Origin of the sequence: uncultured Anaerovibrio sp. (genome assembly GCA_902786545.1) — a bacterium.
Lineage (GTDB): Bacteria > Bacillota > Negativicutes > Selenomonadales > Selenomonadaceae > Anaerovibrio.
The window spans coordinates 26,080-41,282 of sequence record CADACU010000010.1; the positions used below are offsets into that span (position 1 = coordinate 26,080).

The 15,203-nt window shown below is 46.3% G+C and carries 14 protein-coding genes; 13 read left to right on the forward strand and 1 reads right to left on the reverse strand.

All coding sequences use genetic code 11. The annotated features are described in order from the left end of the window. Entirely contained in the window at nucleotides 1-480 is a 480-nt protein-coding gene (gene rlmH / locus QZV24_RS03190; RefSeq protein WP_294520046.1) for a 23S rRNA (pseudouridine(1915)-N(3))-methyltransferase RlmH, read from the forward strand. 79 nt (nucleotides 481-559) lie between these two features. On the opposite strand, the gene QZV24_RS03195 is transcribed toward rlmH, so the two are convergent. Then, nucleotides 560-1,006 (reverse strand): Lrp/AsnC family transcriptional regulator, encoded by a 447-nt coding sequence (locus QZV24_RS03195; protein ID WP_290656964.1) that lies wholly within the window; start codon nucleotides 1,004-1,006, stop codon nucleotides 560-562. Nucleotides 1,007-1,198: 192 nt separating this feature from the next. Here QZV24_RS03195 and QZV24_RS03200 point away from each other — a divergent pair, with 192 nt between their 5' ends. The 12 genes from QZV24_RS03200 (at nucleotide 1,199) to gpmI (ending at nucleotide 15,101) form a co-directional block, all read left to right on the forward strand. Then, the gene (locus tag QZV24_RS03200) at nucleotides 1,199-3,172 is read left to right on the forward strand and encodes a penicillin-binding protein (protein WP_294520050.1); all 1,974 of its coding nucleotides are present in this window, start codon (nucleotides 1,199-1,201) and stop codon (nucleotides 3,170-3,172) included. A 27-nt stretch (nucleotides 3,173-3,199) separates the two neighbouring features. Next, a complete protein-coding gene (locus QZV24_RS03205) occupies nucleotides 3,200-3,994 on the forward strand; it encodes a Cof-type HAD-IIB family hydrolase (RefSeq protein WP_294520053.1) in 795 nt (264 codons plus the stop codon). A gap of 42 nt (nucleotides 3,995-4,036) precedes the next feature. After that, nucleotides 4,037-4,939: an RNase adapter RapZ gene (gene rapZ, locus QZV24_RS03210; RefSeq protein WP_290656967.1), complete on the forward strand. Its 903-nt coding sequence runs from the start codon at nucleotides 4,037-4,039 to the stop codon at nucleotides 4,937-4,939. Nucleotides 4,940-4,951: 12 nt separating this feature from the next. Continuing rightward, a complete protein-coding gene (locus QZV24_RS03215; RefSeq protein WP_294520057.1) occupies nucleotides 4,952-6,265 on the forward strand; it encodes a YvcK family protein in 1,314 nt (437 codons plus the stop codon). A gap of 17 nt (nucleotides 6,266-6,282) precedes the next feature. Continuing rightward, nucleotides 6,283-7,251 (forward strand): DNA-binding protein WhiA, encoded by a 969-nt coding sequence (whiA, locus tag QZV24_RS03220; protein WP_294520060.1) that lies wholly within the window; start codon nucleotides 6,283-6,285, stop codon nucleotides 7,249-7,251. Further along, entirely contained in the window at nucleotides 7,226-8,038 is an 813-nt protein-coding gene (locus tag QZV24_RS03225; protein WP_294520063.1) for a polysaccharide deacetylase family protein, read from the forward strand. The genes whiA and QZV24_RS03225 overlap by 26 nt, the downstream gene beginning before the upstream one ends. A gap of 108 nt (nucleotides 8,039-8,146) precedes the next feature. Then, complete coding sequence (scfA, locus tag QZV24_RS03230; protein WP_173440576.1) at nucleotides 8,147-8,290, forward strand: six-cysteine ranthipeptide SCIFF; 144 nt, start codon at nucleotides 8,147-8,149, stop codon at nucleotides 8,288-8,290. Between the two features lie 81 nt (nucleotides 8,291-8,371). Continuing rightward, on the forward strand, nucleotides 8,372-9,772 hold the full coding sequence (gene scfB, locus QZV24_RS03235; protein WP_294520170.1) for a thioether cross-link-forming SCIFF peptide maturase: 1,401 nt from the start codon (nucleotides 8,372-8,374) through the stop codon (nucleotides 9,770-9,772). Nucleotides 9,773-10,020: 248 nt separating this feature from the next. Beyond that, on the forward strand, nucleotides 10,021-11,034 hold the full coding sequence (gene gap, locus QZV24_RS03240) for a type I glyceraldehyde-3-phosphate dehydrogenase (RefSeq protein WP_290656972.1): 1,014 nt from the start codon (nucleotides 10,021-10,023) through the stop codon (nucleotides 11,032-11,034). A gap of 103 nt (nucleotides 11,035-11,137) precedes the next feature. After that, nucleotides 11,138-12,331, forward strand: a complete 1,194-nt coding sequence (locus QZV24_RS03245) for a phosphoglycerate kinase (RefSeq protein ID WP_294520173.1) — start codon at nucleotides 11,138-11,140, stop codon at nucleotides 12,329-12,331. 467 nt (nucleotides 12,332-12,798) lie between these two features. After that, nucleotides 12,799-13,551, forward strand: a complete 753-nt coding sequence (gene tpiA / locus QZV24_RS03250; RefSeq protein WP_290656973.1) for a triose-phosphate isomerase — start codon at nucleotides 12,799-12,801, stop codon at nucleotides 13,549-13,551. A gap of 17 nt (nucleotides 13,552-13,568) precedes the next feature. After that, entirely contained in the window at nucleotides 13,569-15,101 is a 1,533-nt protein-coding gene (gene gpmI / locus QZV24_RS03255; RefSeq protein WP_294520071.1) for a 2,3-bisphosphoglycerate-independent phosphoglycerate mutase, read from the forward strand. Nucleotides 15,102-15,203 lie beyond the last annotated feature (102 nt).

Below are 15,203 nucleotides of genomic sequence, written 5' to 3' on the forward strand. Positions count from 1 at the left end.
ATGAAAATAAGCATAGTTGCCGCAGGGAAGCTCAAGGAAAAATATTTGACGGAGGGTATAAAGGAGTTTTTAAAACGACTGACTCCCTTTGCCAATGTTAATATCATTGAAATAAATGAAGAAAAGATGAAGGATAATCCATCCGAGGCAGAAAAACAGCAGGTACTGGCCCAAGAGGGCCAGCGTCTGCTAAAGCAGGTGCCGGAGGGCAGTTATCTGATTGTCCTGGATGTTTATGGAAAAAATCTTTCTTCCGAGGAATTGGCGGCCAAAATTGACAGCCTGGCTCTCAATGGCAAAAGCCATATCACCTTCCTTATCGGTGGGGCTTTTGGACTTTCTCAGGAGGTGCGTCAGGCAGCCGATTTGCTGTTGAGCTTTTCTAATATGACCTTTACCCACCAGATGGTACGGCTTCTGTTGGTGGAGCAAATTTACCGGGCCTTTAAGATAAACCGGGGAGAAAAATATCACTGGTAGATATATCCAATAAAAAATGCTGATTTCCCAAAGCTGGAAATCAGCATTTTAATTTCATATTCAGTCTTTCGAGGTAAAATTATTCCACCGTAACAGACGGCCTGTCCACAATGGAGGACAGCACCACAATAGTTTGTGTCTTAACCACACCTGGCTGCTCTTTGATGCGGTTTAACAGAGCTTCAAGGGAACTGGTATTTTGGGTAATAATCTTTAATGAATAATCGAAATCGCCGGTAATATAAAAACATTCCTTGATATCCGGCTCATCAACAACAAATTTAGTAAAGCTTTCACCATGACTTGGACTGTCAATGCTGAGGAAAATTATGGCCATCAGCTGTTTGTCCACGAGGGCAGGGTCCAAAATGGCCGTATATTGCTTTATTACTCCGGCGGCCTCCAGCTTGCGTAAGCGTTCGCTGATTGCTGGCATGGACAGAGAAATCTCGGAACTAAGGACAGAAATCGTCACACGGGCATTTTCTTGCAGTCGTTTAAGAATTTTCTTATCAATATCATCCATTTTTAACACCACCATTCTGCCTACATTATACCAATGAAAAGATAAAAAAGTAAACTTTTATCTTTAAAATAGCAAAAAAATAATTTTTTTTCCACATTTTATCAAATTTTATTTTGCGAGCGTTAAATTTTGGCATTTGTTTAATAATAGTGTAAAATATAAAGTTAGAAAAGTGTAATTTGGAGTAATAATATGGCGAAAAAACAGGTAAATTTAAACGCAAGGATTTTTTTTCTGTACATGGGAATGACCCTTCTTTTCTTGGTGCTTATAGTCCGCTTCGGTATTTTACAGATTTTTCAGCACCAGGAAATGACTGAAAGGGCTTTGGCTGCCGCTCAGGATAATGTGGTCAGGCAGTCACCCCGAGGGAAAATATTGGACCGTAATGGTCGGGAGTTGGCTATAAGCCGTATAGCCAAGCTTTTGGTAGTTCGTCCTGACCGGGTGGGCAGTGAGGAAGATATACAGGTGTTGGCTGCGGAGCTGAGCCCTATTGTGGGGATAAAGGCGGAGGAAATTGCCAACAATATCCGGGAAGGCGGCACTTATTATGCAGTGAAGCATGGTCTGGAAAGTGACGAGGAAGCGGCTATTAACCAGCTGAAAAAGGACAAGGGTTATGAGTGTATTTGGATGGATGATGAGGTCAAGCGCTGTTATCCAAATGATATGCTGGCAGCCAATGTCATCGGCTTTATCGGTATGGAGGACAAAGGCCTGGCCGGATTGGAGTATTCCTTGGACAGTGTGGTCAAGGGGGATGTGCAGGAGGACAATGTTATCACCGATATGAAGGGGCAGACTATTTTTGATTCCATTTTCTCTCTGTCCCAGCATCGTTATCAGGGGGATAACTGCAAAACCGTTACGCTGACCATTGATGCCTCCATGCAGTTTATTGTGGAGCAGACATTGGATAAGGCCATGCTGGATAACAATCCAAAATCAGTTACAGCGATTGTTATGGACCCAAAGACTGGCGAGGTCCTGGCTATGGCTTCCCGTCCAAGCTATAATCCAAATAAATTTGGCGATTATTCTATGGATGCCATGCGAAATATTGCGGTATCGGATATTTATGAGCCTGGTTCCACATTTAAATCTATTGTAGCCGGTGCGGCCCTGGAGGATGGTGTAGTAACGCCGGATCAGACCTTCTATGACCCGGGCCGGATTACTGTATCAGAAAAACATATTCAAAACTGGAACGGCGAAAGCTTTGGTACTGTTACCTTTACTGATATTGTTAAAAATTCAATTAACACCTGTTTTGCCATGATTGGGCAGATACTTACGGGTAAGCGGCTGAACGAGTATGCCAGAAATTTCGGTTTTGGTGAAATTACTGGCATAGAACTGCCGGGAGAGGAACCGGGGATGCTCTTTGAATCCAGTGAAATGCTGGACTCAGATGTGGCTACCATGTCCATTGGCCAGAGTATTGCGGTGACGCCATTGCAGCTGGTAACGGCTATGTCGGCCATTGCCAATGATGGTGTATTGCTAAAGCCACATATTGTTAAGGAAATAACCAATGCTGATGGCTCGGTATACAAAGAAAATGGCCGGGAAGAGGTGCGCCGGGTTTTGAGCTCAGCCACGGATAAGACCCTGATGGGGCTGTTGGAGCAGGTTGTTGCTACAGGTGGTGGACAAAAAGCCCAGGTAAAGGGCTATCGAGTGGCCGGCAAAACCGGTACGGCCCAAAAAATTAACAAGGATACTGCCGGATATATGGAGGGGCGCTATATTGCTTCGTTCTGTGGTTTTGCCCCTGTGGAAAATCCTGAACTGGTAGTATTGGTTATTATTGATGATCCGACCTCCGGGGAATTTTATGGTGGTCAGATTGCGGCACCGGTGGCCAGTGAGATTTTCTCCCAGCTGCTACGCTACAAGCACATTGAACCATCATCGGACCCGTTTGCCGATATGGACAAGAACAATAAGAATCTGCCACAGTATGAGGTGACGAAAGCACCGCCAGGGAAACAGGTTATGCCTGATTTACATGGCTTGAGTATTCGGGAGGTTTCCCAAAAGCTGGGGGAACTGGGAATAGGCTTGAGCATTCAAGGGACGGGATTGTCCTCCGGACAGAGCATACCTGCCAATACTGTGGTGGAGCCGGGAACCAGCGTTACAGTATATTTCACTCCATAGGCTGATGGGCCGGGAAAGGATGGTATAATGAAAGCAAAACTTTTTGTTACTGATATGGATGGTACCTTGTTGAACAGTCAACGGAAAATTACTGACAAGGTCAAGCTGGCTATTAAAAAAGCTGTGAAAGCCGGGGTGATATTTACGGTTGCTACCGGGCGTATGCATATTTCGACTCTGCCGTATGTGCAGGAGTTGGGCATCGATGTGCCTGTAATCACCTATAATGGGGCTTTGATAAAATACGCATCCGGAGATGAGGTCTTTGCCTCCTATCTGGATAAGCAGCTGGTCCAATTATTGGTTGATTATGCCCAGGAACAAAATATCCATATTCAATTGTATAGTGATGATAAATTGTATTATTCCCAGGAAAATGAACTGTCGAAGTTTTATCAGACGGCGGCAGGTGTTACGGGGCATCCGGTGGGGGATGCTTTGGTTGAATATATGGACAAGGTTCCCAAGCTGCTGCTTATCGGAAGAAACCCTGAGGAGGCAGATCGGGCGGCCAGGGATATTGCGGCAAAGTTTGCCGGGCAAATCGTGGCGGTAAAATCCACACCGATTTATGTGGAGCTGATTAAGCCGGGAATCAATAAGGCCTCAGCCATTGCTAAAATGGCCGAGATTTATAAGGTTCCGTCAGAAGCCATATTGGCCATTGGGGATTCCAACAATGATATAACCATGCTGCAGTCCGCTCATTACGGTGTAGCTATGGGTAATGCCAACGCGGATGTGAAAAGGATTGCGAAATATCAGGTGGCAGACTGTGACCATGATGGTATTGCGGAAGCCATAGAGCGTTTTTGCTTTTAAACATATAGAGAAGACTTCCTGAATGGAGAAAAGGAGGCTGTTATGGATAGAGACGACAAAATGAATTTTATCATTGTAACAGGTATGTCCGGAGCAGGAAAAACCCAGGCCTGCCGTTATATGGAGGATGTGGGATATTTCGTTATCGACAACCTGCCCCCTGTGTTTATTCCTAAATTTGCAGAGCTGTGCCGTCATTCCGGCGGCCATGTCAACAAGGTAGTATTGGTGGTGGATACCCGCAGCCGAGAATTTTTTGATACCTTTATTCATGTTTTGGAAAATATGGATCGGGATAATCAGCCATATGTAATGTTGTTTATGGATGCATCAGATGCAGCTATTATACGCCGTTACAAAGAGACCAGACGGCGGCATCCAATGGCGCCTAGCTCCCGTATCAGCGAGGGGGTGGCCAAGGAGCGGGAACGACTGGCTCCGATTCGCAACAAGGCTACATATATTATTGATACATCTGATTTAAAGAAAATTGAGTTGAAGGAAAAAATACTGAAGCTGTTTGCAACCAAGGAAGGCGAAAAGATTAACATCAATGTAATGTCCTTTGGTTTCAAATTTGGTATGCCGTTGGATGCAGATTTGGTATTTGATGTGCGTTTCCTGCCTAACCCGTTTTATGTTGAATCCATGCGCCACAAGAGTGGTGCAGTGCCAGAGGTGGCCCAGTATATTGAGCAATACCCGGTGACAAAGGAATTTGAGCAGCATTTGGACGGTATGATAGATTTTCTTATTCCGCAGTATGTCAAAGAAGGGAAAATGCAGCTGGTGATTGCCATAGGCTGTACTGGTGGTATGCACCGGTCCGTGTTTATCGCCAAGCATATTTTTGACAGGCTGAAGGACATGGGCTATCAGGTCAATCTGGAGCATCGTGATTTGATGAAGAACGATGTGTGGGAGCATGTCCGGGAAGAGCGTTAAGGAGTAATAAAGATGAGCTTTCTAAAATGGCTGTATCCAGGAATGAAGTTTAAACGCTGGCTGCTGCTGTTTGCCAGTGGCGTTATGTTGGCCAGCCTGGGCATAGCGATTATGTTTAACTACAAATACATAGATAGCATTGAGGAAGCCATATTCCGCACGGTATATCTGTGGTCCGGGGAATACACCTATACGGCCACCGGAATTATCGGCTCGGTGGTGGTGATTTTAGGCTTTGCTATTATGGTATTGGCGGCTAAATTTATTATTCAGTCGGTAGTTTCAGTGGTTTATCCATCCAGCTCAGAGAAGCTGGTAGATCTTATTTATGAAAAGCGGATGCTGGGCAAGGGGCCGGCTGTTACCGTAGTAGGTGGCGGGCACGGGCTTTCCGTCTTGCTTCGTGGCATCAAACAGGTGACTACCAATGTTACAGCAGTAGTCACAGTGGCCGATGATGGTGGCTCTTCTGGTCGGCTGCGGGAAGAACTGGGGATAATTCCACCGGGAGATTTGCGAAATTGCCTGGTGGCTTTGGCTGATACCGAGCCCTTGATGGAAAAACTGTTCCAGCATCGGTTTGGTGGAAACAGTACTTTGTCTGGTCATAGCTTTGGCAATCTGTTTATAGCGGCCATGGCAGAGGTTACCGGTGATGTGGAGACGGCGTTGATTGAGTCTTCCAAGGTTCTGGCCGTGAAGGGCCGGGTTTTGCCGGCCAGCAAAGAGCATGTGCGATTGGATGCCATTATGGAGGACGGCAGTATTGTTTGCGGAGAGTCAGCTATACCGGAGGCCAAAAAGCGCATTCATCGGGTTAAATTATATCCGGAGCATGTGGAGGCTGTGCAATCCTCCTTGGATGCCATTCGTGATGCCAATGCTATTGTGCTGGGCCCGGGCAGTCTGTATACAAGCATTATGCCAAACTTGTTGGTGGAAGGCATTGGTGATGCCATTTGCCGCAGCAAGGCCATTAAAATTTATGTCTGCAATGTTATGACCCAGCCGGGAGAAACAGATGGCTATACTGCCTCCATGCATGTCAAGGCTATTTTGGACCATGCGGGACGCCACGCCATTGATTATGTCATTGTCAATTCCACCCCGGTCCCAAAGGATATTCGGGAAATGTATGCTGAAAAAGGCTCTTATCCGGTCAAGGTGGATGAAGAAGCCTTGAATGCACTGGGAGTTGGCTTGATAAAAGCGGATTTGATTACCAGCAAGGATGCGATTCATCATGATCCGAAAAAACTGGCCAGCAATGTAATGCGGGCAATATACGGAATTAAGGCTGGGCTGGATGACCTGAAGAAATATTGATGGGAGCTTGGTGAATCATGCCATCATTTGCTGCTGATGTAAAAAATGAGCTAGCCCATAAACTGGACAAAAAGATATGCTGCCAGACGGCTGAGCTGGCAGCACTTTTGCGTATGGGAGCGTCCATAACCCTTGGGACAAATTTGATGCTGGGGCTTAGCTTCGTGACTGAAAATGCGGCAGTTGCCCGTAAAACCCTGACTCTTTTGAAGAGTGCCGGGGATGTTCAGACCGAGGTCACGGTAAGCCGCAGTCAGCGTTTGAAGAAAAATAACCGCTACTCCCTGCGGGTGGTGCCATCCCCCAATGTCAGACCCCTGATGGAACAATTGGGTATGCTGGGCGATACGGAAGGCTCTATGGGGCGGGATAAAGCACTTTTGAAGAAACAGTGCTGTCGCCGGGCTTATTTACGGGGGGCCTTTATGGGGGGCGGTAGTATAAACCGCCCGGAGGCCGAATGTCATTTGGAAATGATAACTGACAATTATGGCTTTGCTGATACCATAGTGGGCGTATTAAGACGAATGGGGTTTCCGGCTGGATTTACTGACCGGAAAAATCATTATCTTATATATATAAAGGACGGAGAGGCCATAATGGACTTTCTCTCCATCATTGGAGCCACAAAATCATTGGATGAGTTTGAAAGTGGCCGAAATTTGAAGGAGGTCCGCAATCAGGTTAATCGCCTGGTAAATTGCGAGACAGCCAATCTGCAGAAAACAGTGGATGCAGCTCATTATCAAAATGCATGTATAAAACTATTGAAGGATAGCGGTGTACTTAATGCTTTGTCCGCTGCTTTGAATAAAACTGCCATCTGCCGGCAGGAAAACCCCGACGCGACATTGGCGGAATTGGCAGAAATTTTGCTGGTCAGCAAATCATGTGTTAATCATCGGCTGAGGAAGCTGGTGTCATTGGCAGAGGAATTAAAGGAAAAACAGAAGGAGACAGGTGAACCTATTGAAAAAAATCATTAAAATTGCTTTTGGGCTGATAGTAGCTGCGCTAGTTATCATTTGGGCAGGGATACAGTACTTATTGGCTCAGCCGGAGCCGGAGGGGTTCCCGATATTGGAATATCACATGGTACAGGAGCATAATCCTGACAAGGCCTACGAATACAATGTTCCTCCCCGGGATTTTGAGGAGCAGCTGGATTATTTAAAGGAAGCTGGCTATACTACGATTTCTATCCGGGATTTTCTGCGGGCGAAAAAGGGCTTGCAGCAGCTGCCGGATAAGCCGATAATCCTTACCTTTGATGACGGCTATGAAACCAACTATACGGAGCTGTTGCCCATATTGGAGCAGCGTGGCCTGAAGGCTACTATATTTATGGTAGGTAATGACATAGGCCGGGAAAATTATATGAGCTGGGATCAGCTGAAGGATATCCAGCATCGGGGCGTGGAAATAGGCAGTCATACGGCCAATCACTTGCCACTGACCGAAATGGACCTGAATACGGCCCGGGATGAAGTAAAGTTGTCCAAGCTATTGATGGAATGGAACGGTATGGATACCATTTATACATTGTCTTATCCCAATGGAAAATATACCAGTGAGTTGTTGGAGGTTTTAAAGGAAGAGGAGTATCTGGCTGCAGTGACCGGGGATGCCGGCCTGAATACCTTTGAAACCAATCCGTATTTGTTGCAGCGGATAAATATTCCGCATCCTACCTTTGGGTTGACGGAGTTTAAGTGGCGCCTTCTTAAGGGGCGTATCTTTGCTCAGTTGGGAATAGCCCAGCATAAGGAATAGGTTATTGGCTGTGTTGATTGAGGCTAACTTTACAGTGGGTCTTGCATATACCGCCAAAAAAGGGTAAAATAGCTTAGGAATTTATTTGTGGCGAGGAGGTTACTTAATATGAAGCACATTCAGACTGTAAATGCACCTACTTTGCAGGCAACCAAGAACAGCGGTGGCTGTGGTGAGTGCCAGGCATCCTGCCAGTCCGCATGCAAGACTTCTTGCACTGTTGGCAATCAGGTTTGTGAAAGCAAGAAATAATTTTTTGTGATAGAAGGGCTCCCCCTAGGGGAGCTCTTTTAGCGTTGATGTGTTGTTTAGGAGATTATGATGAATAAAGAGATGCGGACAAAAATCCACAAATTTGTTCAAAACGGTATGTATATATTGTTGGATATTAACAGCGGGGCCGTCCATGTGATTGATGAAATGATTTATGACATCATGGATTATTTTGATGGTGAAAATGACAGCGAGGTCCTGACTGCCTTGGCTGATAAATATTCTGAGGAAGATATGAAGGAGGCCTTGTCAGAGCTGCATGCCCTGATGGACCTTAATCAGCTTTTTGCACCGGATATTGATGTGCCCCCAACCTTTAAGGCCAAGGGCTTAGTTAAATCCTTGTGCCTGATGACAGCCCACGACTGTAATATGCGTTGCAAGTATTGCTTTGGTGACACCGGTGAGTATGGCGGTGAGCGGCAGATGATGAGTGAGGAAGTAGGTCGGGCAGCGGTAGACTATATTATTTCACACAGTGGATTGAGGAAGCATTGTGAAATCGATTTCTTCGGCGGCGAACCACTTATCAATATGCCGCTGGTCAAGGCCGTAACCGAATATGTCAGAAAGCGGGAAAAGGAAACCGGCAAGGAATTCAAACTGACTCTGACCACCAACGGTCTGGCTTTAAACGATGACAATATTAAGTGGCTGAATGACAATAACATTAGTCTGGTACTTAGCACTGATGGCCGGAAGGAAACCCATGATAATATGAGACCAGACTGTGGTGGCCAGCCGACCTATGACAAGATCATGAAGAATTTCCGCAAGTGTGTGGATGCCCGTAATGGGGAGAATTACTATATGCGGGGGACCTATACCGCAGAAAATTTGGATTTTACGGAGGATGTCAAGGCGATGGCGGATGCCGGGTTTGATATCCTGTCCATGGAGCCGGTGGTGTTGAAGGACTCTCCATATGCGCTTACTGACGATATGCTGCCGGAAATTTTTGCCGAGTACGATCGGCTCACCGAGTTTTATTTGAAACGGCATCGGGAAGGTAAGGGCTTTTTCTTCTTTCATTTCAATATGGATTTGTCCAACGGTCCGTGTGTGGCCAAGCGGTTGGCGGGCTGTGGCTCCGGACATGAATATTATGCTGTGGCGGCCAATGGAGATTTGTATCCGTGCCACCAGTTTGTTGGGCGGAAGAAATACAAGCTGGGTGATGTGTTTAACGACCTGGATGATGGAGCCGAAGAAATCACCAGCTATTTCCGGGAGTCTCATGTGCTGAACAAGGAAAAGTGTCGGGACTGCTGGGCCAAGTTTTTCTGTAGTGGTGGCTGTCATGCCAATGCGGATTTGTTCAATGGAGATATCCGTATACCGTATGAAACCGGCTGTGCCATCCAGAAGAAGCGTCTGGAGTGTGCTTTGGCGGTTCAGGCCACTTTGGCGTTGGAGAAAATTCAAACGAAAGAATTTAATCCGGCTAGTGTGAATTGTTAAAATATTATTACTCTTTCTTAATTGAGAATTGCTTTGATACGATATATATTATTTATGCTATAGTTATTAGAGGTTATGGATTTTGCGTTGACAATATGGCGGAATTTGGTGTACTATAGTGTTGATTAAGGGATAAGGTGCACTGGGACCAAAGATGTATCTTATGTCTGTTTTTTTCCGGCATTTGACATTTCCCGGTGTGTTCTCAAATTAAATTATCTATATATTTTTTAGGGGGTATTTTACAAATGGCAGTAAAAGTAGCTATTAACGGTTTTGGTCGTATTGGTCGTTTGGCATTCCGTCAGATGTTCGACGCTGAGGGTTATGAGGTTGTTGCAATCAACGATTTGACCAGCCCTAAGATGTTGGCTCATCTTTTAAAGTATGACTCTTCCCAGGGTAAGTACAAGTACGCTGATAAGGTAACCGCTGGTGAAGATTCCATCACCGTTAACGGCAAGGAAATCAAGATTTATGCAAAGGCTAACGCTGCAGAAATTCCTTGGGCTCAGCATGATGTTGATGTAGTTCTCGAGTGCACCGGTTTCTACACTTCCAAGGAAAAGGCTTCTGCACATCTGACTGCAGGTGCTAAGAAGGTTGTTATTTCCGCTCCAGCTGGCAAGGATCTCCCTACCGTTGTTTACAATGTAAACCACAAGATCCTCACCAAGGAAGATAAGGTTATCTCCGCTGCATCCTGCACCACTAACTGCTTGGCTCCAATGGCTAAGGCTCTGAACGACTTGGCTCCAATCAAGTCCGGTATCATGGCTACTATCCATGCTTACACTGGTGACCAGATGACTTTGGACGGCCCACAGCGCAAGGGCGATCTCCGTCGTTCCCGTGCTGCAGCTGTTAACATCGTTCCTAACTCCACTGGTGCTGCAAAGGCTATCGGCCTTGTAATTCCTGAGTTGGACGGCAAGCTCATCGGTGCTGCACAGCGCGTTCCTACCCCTACTGGTTCCACCACTCTGCTCTACGCTGTAGTTGAGGGTGAAGTTACTGTAGATCAGGTAAATGCTGCTATGAAGAAGCAGGCTACTGAGTCCTTCGGTTATAACGAGGACGAGATCGTTTCCAGCGATATCGTTGGTATGAGCTACGGTTCCCTCTTCGATGCTACCCAGACTATGGTTAGCCCAGTAGGCAACGGTACCACTCAGGTTCAGGTTGTTTCCTGGTATGATAACGAGAACTCCTACACCAGCCAGATGGTTCGTACCATTAAGTACTTTGCTGAGTTAGGCTGATAATCGTCATCAAAACACAATAGCAAAAAAAGATCCATTGAGGTCCGGCCTTTGTTTGGGCCGGACCTATTTTATTAAGCGGAGGTTTTGTATTAACATGGGTATGAATAAGAAAACCATTAAAGATGTAGATCTTAAGGGTAAGAAAGTATTTTGCCGCGTGGATTATAATGTTCCATTTGATGAGAATATGAATATCACCAATGATACTCGTATTCAGGCTACCAAGGAAACTGTTAAGTACATGCTGGAGCAGGGCGCAGCAGTTATCCTGGCTTGCCATATCGGTCGTCCTACCGAAGAGCGTGAGGACAAGTTCTCCACTAAGCACATTGTTAAGCGCGTATCCGAGGTTATGGGTGTAGATGTTAAGTGGGTTTCTGATTGCGTTGGACCTGAGGCTGAAAAGGCAGCTGCTGATTTGAAGCCAGGTGAGATTCTCCTCTTAGAGAACCTCCGTTATCACAAGGAAGAGAAAAAGAACGATCCAGGCTTTGCAAAGCAGTTGGCATCCTTGGCCGACATTGCTGTAAATGATGCATTTGGTGTTTCCCACCGTGCACATGCTGCCAATGTAGGTATAGCTCAGTATCTGGAGTCCGTAGCCGGCTTCCTGATGGAAAAGGAAATCAAGTTTATCGGCCAGACCCTGGAAGCTCCTAAGCGTCCATTCGTAGCTATCATTGGTGGTGCAAAGGTATCTGATAAGATTGGCGTCATCTCCAATATGATTGATAAGGTTGATACCATTATCATCGGTGGCGGTATGGCACATACCTTCGATGCAGCACAGGGCTTGCCAATCGGTAATTCCATCTGCGAAAAGGATAAGTTCGAGGAGGCTCTCGGTCAGTTGAAGAAAGCCAAGGAAAAGGGCGTAAAGGTTGTTTTACCGGTAGACCTTACCATTGCTGATAAGTTCGCAGCTGATGCCAAGACCAATATCGTAGATGTTGACAAAGTTCCTGAGGGCTGGGAAGCTCTCGATTCCGGTCCTAAGACCTGTGATGAGTATGTCAAGGCACTCGAGGGTGCTAAGACTGTTATCTGGAATGGTCCAATGGGTGTATTCGAATTTGACGCTTTTGCCAAGGGTACTCTGGCTGTTGCTGAGGCAGTTGCCAAGGCTACTGAAAATGGCGCAACCTCCATCGTTGGTGGTGGTGACTCCATCGCAGCCCTGAAGAAGACTGGTCTTTCTGACAAGATTTCCCATATTTCTACCGGTGGCGGCGCTACTCTCGAATTCCTTGAGGGCAAGGAACTGCCTGGTATTGCAGCTATTGCTGACAAGTAATCCTATATGCTTGTCTTTTCGCTGCCTAGCGTTGTCAAACCTTGTAAATATTCCTCGATGTACCATTATAAGTACAACTGCGGATATTTACGGCGGTTTTCCTAGCTATACAGCGAAAATCCTGCGCATAGAACCTTATCGTTGCGTAGCGTTCTAAACCTTGTAAATATTCCTCGATGTACCATTATAAGTACAACTGCGGATATTTACGGCGGTTTTCCTAGCTATGCAGCGAAAATCCTGCGCATAGAACCTTATCGTTGCGTAGCGTTCCAAGCCTTGTAAATATTCCTCGATGTACCGTTGTTTCACTGTTTAGCGTTGTGGTGAAAAAACTGCGCATAGAGAGTATGCCTTCCCTTATGGGGAAGCACCCGATGGTACTAGACTTGCGTCGGTGCCTGTTGGGCAGATGAGGTTTTACTCATTTTTTTAGATATATAGATAATTTAAGGAGGATTTTTATTATGTCTCGTAGACCGATTATTGCTGGTAACTGGAAGATGAATAACACTATTGCTGAGGGCGTAGAGCTGATTAAGGCTTTGGCTCCATTGGTAGCAGATGTAGAGGATGTTGATGTAGTAGCTTGCCCTACTGCAACTGCATTGGCTGCTGTTACTGAGGCTGCAAAGGGCTCCAAGATTCATATCGGTGCACAGAATGTTCATTGGGAGCCAAAAGGCGCATACACTGGTGAGATTTCCACCGGTATGCTCAAGGAGATTGGCGTAGAGTATGTTATTCTCGGCCATTCCGAGCGTCGTGATTACTTCGGTGAAACTGATGAGGGCGTAAACAAGCGCGCTCGTGCTGCTTTTGCTGCAGGTCTTACTCCTATTATTTGCTGTGGTGAGTCTCTGGAAATCCGTGAGGCTGGTACCTACATTGCACATGTTGTAAAGCAGATTAAGGCTGCTCTCGACGGCTTCACTGCTGACGAGGTTGGCAAGCTGGTTATCGCTTATGAGCCAATCTGGGCTATTGGTACTGGTAAGACTGCTACCTTCGAGCAGGCTGAGGAAGTTTGCAAGGCTATCCGTGAGGCTGTTGCAGAAGTATTTGGTCAGACTGCAGCAGATGCAATCCGTATTCAGTATGGCGGCTCAGTAAAGCCAGCTACCATTAAGGATCTTATGGCTCAGCCAAATGTTGATGGTGCTTTGGTTGGCGGTGCATCCTTGAAGGCTGCTGACTTCTCCGCTATTGTAAAATTCTAATTGAGGTTGATACAATAATGGCAAAATTAAAAAACGCACCTGTTGCATTGATTATTATGGATGGTTATGGTAACGGAAAGACCAATGACCCGAACAATGCAATTCAGATTGCTAAGACTCCGGTTATTGATGGTTTAAAGCAGAATTTTCCCACCACCCACATTCAGGCATCAGGCGAGTTTGTAGGCCTGCCTGATGGGCAGATGGGTAACTCTGAGGTTGGTCACACCAATATTGGCGCCGGCCGGATTGTTTATCAGGCCCTTACCCGTATTACCAAGGCAATCAAGGACGGAGAGTTTTTTGAAAACAAAGCACTGCTGAGCGTTGCCAAGGCAGCCAAGGATAACGGTGGGGCACTTCATCTTATGGGGCTCGTTTCCCCTGGCGGTGTTCACAGCCATAGCGAGCATCTCTACGGATTGCTGGAGTTTGCTAAAAAGCAGGGCATAAAGGATGTATATGTTCATGCATTCCTGGATGGTCGTGATGTTGACCCATCTTCGGCAGCCGAGTATGTTGCGGATCTGGAAGCAAAAATTGCTGAAATTGGTTGTGGCAAGGTTGCAACCGTTGCTGGCCGCTATTATGCAATGGACCGTGATAAGCGCTGGGATCGTGTTCAGAAGGCTTATGATGCTATTGCCAGCGGCAAGGGTGTTGAGGGCGCTGATGCTGTGGAGGCTATTAAGGCATCCTATGCAGATGAGGTTACCGACGAATTTGTGCTTCCGGTAGTAGTTGGTGATTACAAAGGTATGAAGGATGGTGATGGAGTTATCTTCTTCAACTTCCGTCCAGATCGGGCCCGTGAATTGACCCATGCCTTTACTGATGCTGAGTTTGATGGTTTCCAGCGCAAGGAATTGAAGCTTTCCTTTGCAACCATGACTCGGTACGAGGAAGGCCTCAATGTTCAGGTGGCTTATCCGCCTGAGTCCATTGATAACACCTTGGGAGCAGTTATTTCCCAGAATGGTATGACCCAGCTTCGTATTGCTGAAACTGAGAAGTATGCGCATGTTACCTTCTTCTTCAACGGTGGCGTTGAGGAACCGTACAAGGGTGAGGATCGGATATTGGTACCATCACCAAAGGTTGCTACCTACGATTTGCAGCCTGAGATGAGTGCCATTGAGGTTACCGACAAGGTGGTTGAGGCTATTAAGTCAGGCAAGTATGATTTCATTATCCTGAACTATGCTAACGGTGACATGGTTGGTCACACCGGTGTTATTGAGGCGGCTGTCAAGGCCGTTGAAACAGTGGATACCTGTGTAGGACGGTTTGTTGATGCTATCCGTGAGGTTGGTGGTGTTGTTTGCATCACAGCTGATCACGGTAATGCTGATCAGATGGTAGATCCGGAGACGGGGGCACCATTTACGGCCCATACCACGAATCCGGTACCGTTTATTGTGGTAGCTGACAATGTAGGCTGGATTGCCAGTGATGGCGCACTCTGTGATATTGCTCCAACCCTGCTTACTTTGGCTGGTATGGAAATTCCGGCAGAAATGACCGGCACTCCGTTGGTTAAGCTCAAGTAATTTTCTCATTGTTTAATGTTAGTGACTGGTGGCTCTGATATATCAGAGCTGCCAGCCATGGTGTATTATTATATAGTGAAGAGAGGAATACGAAATGATTCA